Annotated in this window: 4 protein-coding genes, 1 tRNA gene and 2 pseudogenes; 4 read left to right on the top strand and 3 right to left on the bottom strand. The window is 65.5% G+C overall.

From position 1 onward, the window contains the following. The 4 genes and pseudogenes from J7E68_RS00105 to J7E68_RS00090 all read left to right on the top strand — a co-directional run. Positions 1 to 361: pseudogene (locus J7E68_RS00105) on the top strand (DNA-directed RNA polymerase subunit beta); the annotation flags it as partial. A gap of 85 nt (positions 362 to 446) precedes the next feature. Further along, positions 447 to 4303, top strand: a pseudogene (gene rpoC / locus J7E68_RS00100) (DNA-directed RNA polymerase subunit beta'). Positions 4304 to 4625: 322 nt separating this feature from the next. After that, the gene (locus J7E68_RS00095) at positions 4626 to 5555 is read left to right on the top strand and encodes a PfkB family carbohydrate kinase (protein ID WP_215168714.1); all 930 of its coding nucleotides are present in this window, start codon (positions 4626 to 4628) and stop codon (positions 5553 to 5555) included. An 86-nt stretch (positions 5556 to 5641) separates the two neighbouring features. Beyond that, positions 5642 to 5726: transfer RNA gene (locus J7E68_RS00090), tRNA-Tyr, on the top strand. 114 nt (positions 5727 to 5840) lie between these two features. On the opposite strand, the gene J7E68_RS00085 is transcribed toward J7E68_RS00090, so the two are convergent. From J7E68_RS00085 to J7E68_RS00075, 3 genes are all read right to left on the bottom strand, one after another. Next, positions 5841 to 7478, bottom strand: coding sequence for a hypothetical protein (locus J7E68_RS00085; RefSeq protein ID WP_215168712.1), 1638 nt, complete (start codon positions 7476 to 7478; stop codon positions 5841 to 5843). A gap of 160 nt (positions 7479 to 7638) precedes the next feature. Next, positions 7639 to 8868, bottom strand: a complete 1230-nt coding sequence (locus J7E68_RS00080; RefSeq protein WP_215168710.1) for a hypothetical protein — start codon at positions 8866 to 8868, stop codon at positions 7639 to 7641. Beyond that, positions 8865 to 9307: hypothetical protein (locus tag J7E68_RS00075; RefSeq protein ID WP_215168708.1), on the bottom strand; the 443-nt coding region annotated here is incomplete at its 5' end. The genes J7E68_RS00080 and J7E68_RS00075, both read right to left, overlap by 4 nt.

Here is a 9307-nt window from a genome sequence, read left to right as displayed (position 1 = left end):
TGGTAAGGCGCAGTTCGGTGGCCAGCGATTCGGTGAGATGGAGGTGTGGGCCCTCGAGGCCTACGGCGCCGCTTACGCACTGCAGGAGCTCCTCACGATCAAGTCCGATGACATCCTCGGCCGCGTCAAGGTGTACGAGGCCATCGTCAAGGGCGAGAACATCCAGGAGCCCGGCATCCCCGAGTCCTTCAAGGTGCTCATGAAGGAGATGCAGTCGCTCTGCCTGAACGTCGAGGTCCTCTCGGCAGACGGCACGCTCGTCAACCTGCGTGACACCGACGACGAGGCCTTCCGCGCAGCGGAGGAGCTCGGCATCAACATCTCCAGCCGCTTCGAGGCCGCCTCGATCGACGAGATCTAAGGTTCAGGCCGCCGACTGAGCGTCACGCCCGGTCGGCGGCCCACCTCCCCGATTTCTTCAGAAGAATTCCTACACAGGAGAATTTGTGCTCGAGTCAAACACTTTCGATGAGCTTCGCATCGGCCTGGCCACCGCGGATCACATCCGTGCCTGGTCCTACGGCGAGGTCAAGAAGCCTGAAACCATCAACTACCGCACCCTGAAGCCGGAGAAGGACGGTCTCTTCGGAGAGCAGATCTTCGGCCCGTCCCGCGACTGGGAGTGCGCCTGCGGCAAGTACAAGCGTGTCCGCTTCAAGGGCATCGTCTGCGAGCGCTGCGGCGTCGAGGTCACCAAGTCCTCGGTGCGTCGTGAGCGCATGGGTCACATCGAGCTCGCCGCTCCCGTCACCCACATCTGGTACTTCAAGGGTGTCCCCTCGCGTCTCGGCTACCTGCTCGACATGGCGCCGAAGGACCTCGAGAAGGTCATCTACTTCGCCGCCTACATGGTCATCTCGGTCGACGAGGATGCTCGTCACCGCGACCTGGGCACGCAGGAGAACAACATCCGTCTCGAGCTGAAGACGCTCGGAGACCGCCGCGACGCGAAGATCGCCGAGCGCCTGGCTCGCCTGGAGGAGGAGCTCGCTTCCCTCGAGGCCGAAGGCGCCAAGGCCGACGCGAAGAAGAAGGTCAAGGACGCCGGCGAGAAGGAGATGTCGCTCATCCGCAAGGGTGCCGACGAGGCGATCGCCAAGCTCGAGCGCGTGTGGGAAGACTTCCGCACCCTCGAGGTCGGTGCACTGCGCCCCGAAGACGACGTCTTCCACGAGCTGCAGGACCGCTTCGGTCAGTACTTCGAGGCCTACATGGGCGCCGAGTCGATCCAGCGTCGCCTCGCGGCGTTCGACCTGGCCGCCGAGGCGGAGAGCCTGCACCTGCAGATCTCCGAGGGCAAGGGCCAGCGCAAGATCCGTGCGATCAAGCGCCTGAAGGTCGTCAACTCGTTCCTCGAGACCGGCATGAGCCCGGCCGCGATGGTCCTCGACGTCGTTCCGGTGATCCCGCCGGAGCTGCGCCCGATGGTGCAGCTCGACGGTGGCCGCTTCGCNNCTACCGTCGTGTTATCAACCGCAACAACCGTCTTCGTCGTCTGTTCGACCTCGGTGCTCCCGAGATCATCGTCAACAACGAGAAGCGGATGCTGCAGGAGGCCGTCGACGCACTGTTCGACAACGGCCGTCGTGGTCGCCCCGTCACCGGTACCGGCAACCGTGCCCTGAAGTCCCTCAGCGACATGCTGAAGGGTAAGCAGGGTCGTTTCCGCCAGAACCTGCTCGGCAAGCGCGTCGACTACTCGGGCCGTTCGGTCATCATCGTCGGCCCGCAGCTGAAGCTGCACCAGTGCGGTCTGCCCAAGCAGATGGCTCTGGAGCTCTTCAAGCCGTTCGTGATCAAGCGCCTGATCGACCTCGGTCACTCGCAGAACATCAAGGCGGCCAAGCGCGCTGTCGAGCGCACCCGTCCCGAGGTCTGGGACGTGCTCGAGGAGATCATCCGCGAGCGTCCGGTGCTGCTCAACCGTGCACCCACCCTGCACCGTCTCGGCATCCAGGCCTTCGAGCCTCAGCTCGTCGAGGGCAAGGCCATCCAGCTGCACCCGCTCGTCTGCGCGGCGTTCAACGCCGACTTCGACGGTGACCAGATGGCTGTCCACCTGCCGCTGTCGGTCGAGGCTCAGGCCGAGGCCCGCGTGCTGATGCTCGCGTCGAACAACATCCTGAAGCCGTCCGACGGACGCCCGGTCACCCTGCCTTCGCAGGACATGATCATCGGTCTGCACCACCTGACCACGGTCAAGTCGGGCGCAGCCGGTGAGGGCCGTGCATTCGGTTCGGTGGGCGAGGCGATCCTGGCCAAGGACGAGGGAACCCTCGACCTGCAGGCCAAGGTCCGCATCCGCATCCCGGGTCTGACGTTCCTCGAGGGCGAAGCTCCCGAGGGCTACGAGCGCCACGGCCTCGTCGATGCATCGCTCGGTCAGGCGATCTTCAACGACACGCTGCCGAAGGGCTACCCGTTCGTCCGCGAGCAGGCTGACAAGAACAAGCTGTCGCAGATCGTCAACAAGCTGGCCGAGGAGTACCCCAAGGTCGAGACGGCTGCGTCGCTGGACCGGATCAAGGACGCCGGTTTCTACTGGGCCACGCGCTCGGGTGTGACCGTCGCACTGAGCGACATCCTCACGCCGCCGAACAAGGCTGAGATCGTCGCGGGCTACGAGAAGCAGGCCGCGAAGGTCCAGTCCCAGTACGAGAAGGGCCTCACGACAGACGTCGAGCGTCGTCAGGAGCTCATCAAGATCTGGACCGAGGCGACCGACGAGGTTCAGACCGCGATGCGCGCGAACTTCCCGGAAGACAACACCATCAACCGCATGGTGTCGTCGGGTGCTCGTGGTAACTGGCTGCAGATCCGGAACATCGCCGGTATGCGTGGTCTGGTGAACAACCCCAAGGGTGAGATCATCCCGCGTCCGATCATCTCCTCGTACCGCGAGGGTCTGTCGGTTGCGGAGTACTTCATCGCGACGCACGGTACCCGTAAGGGTCTGGCCGACACCGCTCTGCGTACCGCCGACTCGGGTTACCTGACCCGTCGTCTGGTGGATGTCTCGCAGGACGTCATCATCCGCGAAGAGGACTGCGGCACGTCGAAGGGCCTCGAGCTCCCGATCGCCGCTCCGAACTCGCAGGGTGAGCTCGTGCGCGACGCGAACGTCGAGAACTCGGTGTTCGCTCGTACGCTGGCCTCCGACGTGGTCGACAGCAAGGGCGAGGTCCTCGCCTCTGCCGGCGACGACGTGGGCGACGTCCTCATCGACAAGCTGGTCGCGCTGGGGGTCGAGCGCATCAAGGTGCGCTCGGTGCTCACCTGCGACTCCGCCGTCGGTGTCTGCGCGCAGTGCTACGGCCGTTCGCTCGCGACGGGTAAGACCGTCGACATCGGAGAGGCCGTCGGCATCATCGCGGCCCAGTCGATCGGTGAGCCCGGTACCCAGCTGACGATGCGTACCTTCCACACCGGTGGTTCCGCGTCGGCAGATGACATCACGCAGGGTCTGCCCCGTGTGCAGGAGCTCTTCGAGGCTCGTACCCCGAAGGCCGCGTCGCCGATCGCCGAGGCCGATGGCCGCATCACGATCGACGAGACCGACAAGGCCAAGAGGCTCATCCTGACGCCCGACAACGGTGACGAGGAAGTGATCTACCCGGTCCTGAAGCGTGCGACGCTTCTGGTCGAGGACGGTCAGCACGTCTCCGTCGGTCAGCCGCTCCTGGTCGGCACGCTCGACCCCAAGGAGGTCATGCGTGTCATGGGTGCCCGCGAGGTGCAGCGTTACCTCGTCGGCGGCGTCCAGGGCGTGTACCGCTCGCAGGGTGTGCCGATCCACGACAAGCACATCGAGGTCATCGTCCGTCAGATGCTCCGCAAGGTCACGGTCGTCGATCACGCCGACACGACTCTGCTCCCGGGTGAGATGGTCGACCTCAAGCGCTACCAGGCGATCAACCGCGAGGCTGTGGCAGAGGGCAAGCGCCCCGCGTCCGGTCGTTCGGAGCTGATGGGTATCACGAAGGCGTCGCTCGCGACCGAGTCGTGGCTGTCGGCCGCCTCCTTCCAGGAGACGACCCGCGTGCTCACCGAGGCTGCCATGCAGGGCAAGCGCGACCCGCTGGTCGGTCTCAAGGAGAACGTCATCATCGGAAAGCTCATCCCCGCCGGAACCGGTCTCTCGAAGTACCGCGACGTCACGGTCGAGGCGACGGAAGAAGCCAAGAGCGAGCGCTACCCGAACCGGATCTTCGCATCCGACGGTGCGTACGCTGACGGTGACTTCGGTTACGTCGACTTCGACGCGTTCTCGACGGACGACATCACGCCGGGTACGTACAACTGATTGAGGCGGGAGCCGGCGAGCTTGCTCGTCGTGCCGAGCCGATTGAAGTTGTCGAGCGACGGAGTCGCGAACACAACTGACGTACTGAGTGAGTAGAAGAAGGCCCCGGGCGATTCGCCCGGGGCCTTCTTCGTGCCCGGATGCCGTCGGCGCCGAGTCCTGGTCTCTCCTCGCCCCGCGTGCACGACTTCGGACATGCGCGGCGGCGCGCCGCCCGAGCGGCCGTCGGACCGGCGTGGCACCCCCTGGCATCCGAGATCGTGCCCGGTCCGGATGCCCCGCGAGCAGCCGCAGACGCCGCCTGAGCGGTAGTGTCGGCGGAATGAGCGTTGAATCCTCCCGTGTTCCCGGTGCCGTCGTCGTCGGAGACGCGCTGATCGATGAGATCCGCGCAGACGGCGGCGTGCGTGAGCTGGTGGGCGGCGCCGCTCTGAACGTCGCCGTGGGCCTTCGTCGGCTGGGCGTGCAGACGACGCTCATCGCGATGGTCGGAGACGATGAGGCCGGCGCGCACATCCGCGAGTACCTCGCCGATCATGACGTGCGTCTGATCGCCAGCCCCGCCCCTCTCGGTTCGTCGCGCGCGATCGTGCAGCGCGGTGCCGACGGCGAGCCGGTCTATGTCTTCAATGAGGCGGCGCAGCAGCGCAGCGTCCGGTATTCGGAGGAAGCGCTCAGTGCGATCTCGGCCGCGGGGCTCGTGGCCGTCAGCTGCTTTCCGTTCGACGTTCCCGCAGAGGTCGACGCGCTGCTCGACGCTGCTGCAGACGCGCGTCTCGCCATCGACCCGAACCCGCGGTCGGGGATGCTGAGCGATCGCGAGGAGTTCGTCCGGGGCTTCGAACGCGCAGCCTCCGGAGCGGCGATCGTCAAGGTCGGCGCCGACGATGCCGCTCTGCTCTATGACGGCGACCTCGATGCGCTCAGGCAGCGGCTGCGCGGGCTCGGTGTGCGAGCGGTGCTCGCGACGGCGGGTGCCGACGGGGCGGCTCTCGAGACGGATGCCGGCGTCGTCACGGCTCCGATCTCGGCGCTCCCAGGGCGGGTGATCGACACCGTCGGTGCGGGCGATGCGACTCTCGCTGCCGTCGCGGCGGGCCTGGCCCACGGCACGCCCGACGATGCGGATGAGTGGCAGGCCCTGCTCGACCGTGCCATGGATGTGGCCGCTGCCACGTGCCGCGCAGAGGGCGGACTGCTGCGTACGCCGGAGTCTCTGGCCGACGCCGACAAGGGCGTCTTCGGCAGCTGACGCCCCGATTTCTCGCCCCTGCCCTTGGCGGGTATGATTATCTATCGTGCCCCCGGTTGACTGTCGAAGTCGGACGGGTGCGCTCTGGCGAGTTACCCAAGCGGCCAAAGGGATCTGACTGTAAATCAGACTGCTCAGCATTCGGGGGTTCGAATCCCTCACTCGCCACCACGGGGTGTTCGCGTATCTCGAGGAGCTACGTTCGCGTATCTCAACTACGCCGAATCCCAGACAAAGAGCCGCCGAGATCCCTCGGCGGCTCTTTGCGTCTCCCAGCGCTGGCTGTCAGACCCGGCTCCACTCATCTCTCGGCACCAGCGTCGCATCCGCCGCGATGAGCACGCCCTCCGCGGGCACCGCGGCCCAGACGTCGTCTTCGTCGGCGCCGCAGCGGTCGGCGTCGACGAACTCGAGCCGGAGGATGATGCGAGCGTCCCTGCTGAGGTCTCGCCCTTCACGCGCGAAGTTGTGGGCCTGGGCGCGAAGGTTCGCGGCGACGATCTTGACGATCTGCTCTGCGGTCTCGATGTTCGCGCGCGTCATCTCGACGACTGCGGCGTTGCCATCGGGGGTCCAGTCAGCGGTCTCCTCATCCTGGTTGACGACCCACTGCCCGCCGACGCCGACCTTGAGCACGGATGCCTGAACGGCCTCGGGCTGGTTGTCACGGCTCCAGGCGCTCATGATGTCCTGGAGGCGGGGGACGATGCGGTGGTACATCGCGTACCACTCGTCGATGAGGATGCCGTTGCCCTCGTCGAGGGAGTGGTACCTCTTCCAATCGGCGATGCGCTGTTCGTTGGTTGCTGCGACGACGAGGGTCGTGAGGAAGCTGTGTCCATCGGGGAACGGATCCAACTGGGGCGTGAGGGCGAGTTCGTGGCGGAGGAACTCGCGCTCGAAATGCTTGTTCGCGTACTGGCCATCCCTGTAAGCCCTGGACCAATCCGCCGACCCGTAGGCGATGATCTGCTCATGCGTGCTGGTCACGGGCGGGGTCGGGACCTGGAACGCGCGACGGGCGCGGAGGAGCGCATCCCGTCGTTCTTCGAGGTCGAACTGCACCTCGGCGGACAGCACGCGCTGTCCGCCGGGCGTCCGGTTCTGCCGGGAGGACTCTCGGAAGTCTTTCATGGCTGTCAGGAGAGCCTCGGGGAGGTTGTCGCTATACCAGCGGCCTTCGACCAGGACGACGCCCTCAGCAGTCGCCAGGACGCGTCCTTCGTCGTCCGGGTTGTAATCCATCACCACGGTCGCCCCGCACTCCCTCAGCGGCGTGAGTGCGACGTCGGTGGGCAGGCCCGGGAAGTAGGTGACGTCTCCGGTGACGTGGTCGATGTAGTTCTCGCCGCCGAGCAGGTCGCGGACGAGGTCGCCGACCGCAGCGTCCTGGGTGCCGTCAGCGACACCGATGACGATGTTCGGCACGGAGTCGCTGCGCAGGAGGTCCGGGGAGACTAGCGTCGCCACCTCGTACGTCTCGCCGTCCGTCGTGCTCATGAGGGACGTGAGTGCGACGCTGATGCTCTCGCCGGCGTGGCCGGTGCTCTTCAGCTGCGTGCGCAGGATGGCGTTGGTGAACTCACGGCGCCGGCGAGCGAGCTTGGCCGCGTCTGCTCCGAGTTTGTCATCCATCGTCGAGGTGATCTGGCGGGTCACCTCGCGGAGGTCGTCTTCGCCGATTTCGAAAGAGGTGTCGAAGTGATTGAGCAGCGCGGCGACGTTTCGGGAGTCGAGTGGGGCGCCCGCGAACGCGATGGCCAGCCACCCGATGAGGGCGTCCCTCGCGTCGAGGTCCGTGAGGAAGACGCCCTCGACGTCGTCGTCGAGCCACTGCTCGACCATCTCGGTGACGTCGGAGTCATCGATGATGAGTGTGGCTTTCTCGTAGGCGAGCGTCGCGATGTCGGGGGGAATGTTCATGATCTTCTCCGTATTCTGGCTCCGTCGTGTGCGAAGCCTTCAGGAGATACATGCGCGGTCCGCACATGACTGGTGTGACAAACCACTCGCCTCGGTGCGAGCTGTTTGCCTCTACGGCTGTGGAGACTTGCACCGAACCGGGTTGTGACACAGGAGGCTGTTACAGCCCGGGCGTTCGCGGGGAGTGGATGATCTCGCCGTCATCGCCGACCAAGCGTAGTTGTGCTCCGATGGGAACCTCCTCGGGTTCCAGCGACCGGGGAAGATCCAGCTGAAACGGTGCGCGTGGACCCAAACGCTCCCATCCGGGCGGTTCCTCCGCGTCGGCGTTGACGTCTTTCCGCAGATCAGGCAGGACGTCGATGAGCTCCCCCATACGAGCGATGACCGTCGTGTTAAAACGAGTAGGAGCGCCGACTCGTGTTGCCAGGTCGACCGCGTCCTTATCCATCACCACGACGTCGGTGTAAGGGATTGCCACACTCATCGATTCGATGTCACGCAGCATGTTCCATGTCCATTCCCGACGTTGCCGGTAAATGCCGTGCTTCAGCTGAGCCATCAAGTGCGTGGTCGGAATCCGTTCCATGAACTCTGCTGCATCGCGAGCGAAAGGAGTGCGTGCATTCGGGTCAGGCATAATCGCCCGACCCGGCACACCGTACTCTTGGGCTATCCGCGCGAGCATCTTTCCGTGTGTCCCCCAAAGCTCGCGGACCTGGAGGAACCGAAGCACAGTCGCGGACGGGTCGGAGCGTGAGCCGAACTGGGTAGCGAGCGCTCGTTCCTGTTCCAGACGACTGGTTGCTGACGCTTCGAGTTGTCTCGGATCCACGTACCCGCGTTTTTCGAGCGCGGGAAGCTCACTGTCGACCGGACCAGCGAAAAGCCTGTATTCCGTGTACTGGGCGACTTGCCGCAGCCAGGAACCGTCGATGGTGTCGACGACCTTGTCGCGCGCGTCGAAGACCCGGTGGAAGGCATTCACGCCTGTGAACGACCAGTGCGCCCCCACCCCTATGACCTGAAGCGGCGAAGGGCGGAACGTCGGGCGTCCGAGTATCTCGTGCAACGCGATCTTGATCTGATGCTCCACCAGATCGTTGTGGACACGCAGCGAACGCAGCTCCGAGATCGGCGCGACAACATCGGCGATATCCTGTCGTTGCCGCGGATCACGGATCCGCCCGGTCTCCTCGTACCGTGTGGCCGACAGCGCGAACACGACTCCTTCGGCGCTCGCCTGGCGCACCTCATCGTAGGCGCGGGCATCGTCGGGGTCGCGGGAGCGACCTGTCGCCACGGCCGCGAATCGGATCCACACCCACTGATCCAAGAAGACTGTCGGCCACGCCATCTTCATCGGCTGCCCGGGTTCGGCCTGCATCACGGCATCCAGGCGGTCTCGTCCGCGTGCGGACGCCGGGCATTCTCGGATGCGGTCGCGAGAGCCATCGACGCGCGGTGGGCGTGGAAGTCCACCCAGCGTGCCTGCATCGCCGGGTCAGCGAACAGCCCGCCGGCTTGCGCGGCGACGCCGTCTCCGGCCGTGACGGCGATCTGGTCCCACCCTCCTTCGGACTCCGCGAACCGGTATGTCAACTGCGCCCAATCCGGCTCGAGGTACACGACATGCGCATCGTCTTTCGCGGCGATGACCGCACCAGAGATGTCACTCGCGACAGGATCGCCATTGTCATAGCGGGCGTCTCGGTACGCGAGTCGTCGGTCCTGCACGGCGATCCGCATCGCTTCCTTGGCGTCACTCCGCGCGGTCCGGCCCTTGATTGCCGTCTGGTAGCTGAAGTCGATGGTGTGCCCGTTGACCT

It is taken from the genome of Microbacterium sp. ISL-103, from assembly GCF_018613995.1.
Lineage (GTDB): Bacteria > Actinomycetota > Actinomycetes > Actinomycetales > Microbacteriaceae > Microbacterium.
This window is presented reverse-complemented; position numbering and strand designations above follow the sequence as displayed.

Bases quoted from the DNA above. Each gene is read 5' to 3' on its own strand.
- J7E68_RS00085 (WP_215168712.1), bottom strand. From the start codon at position 7,478: ATGAACATTCCCCCCGACATCGCGACGCTCGCCTACGAGAAAGCCACA.
- J7E68_RS00095 (WP_215168714.1), top strand. From the start codon at position 4,626: ATGAGCGTTGAATCCTCCCGTGTTCCCGGTGCCGTCGTCGTCGGAGAC.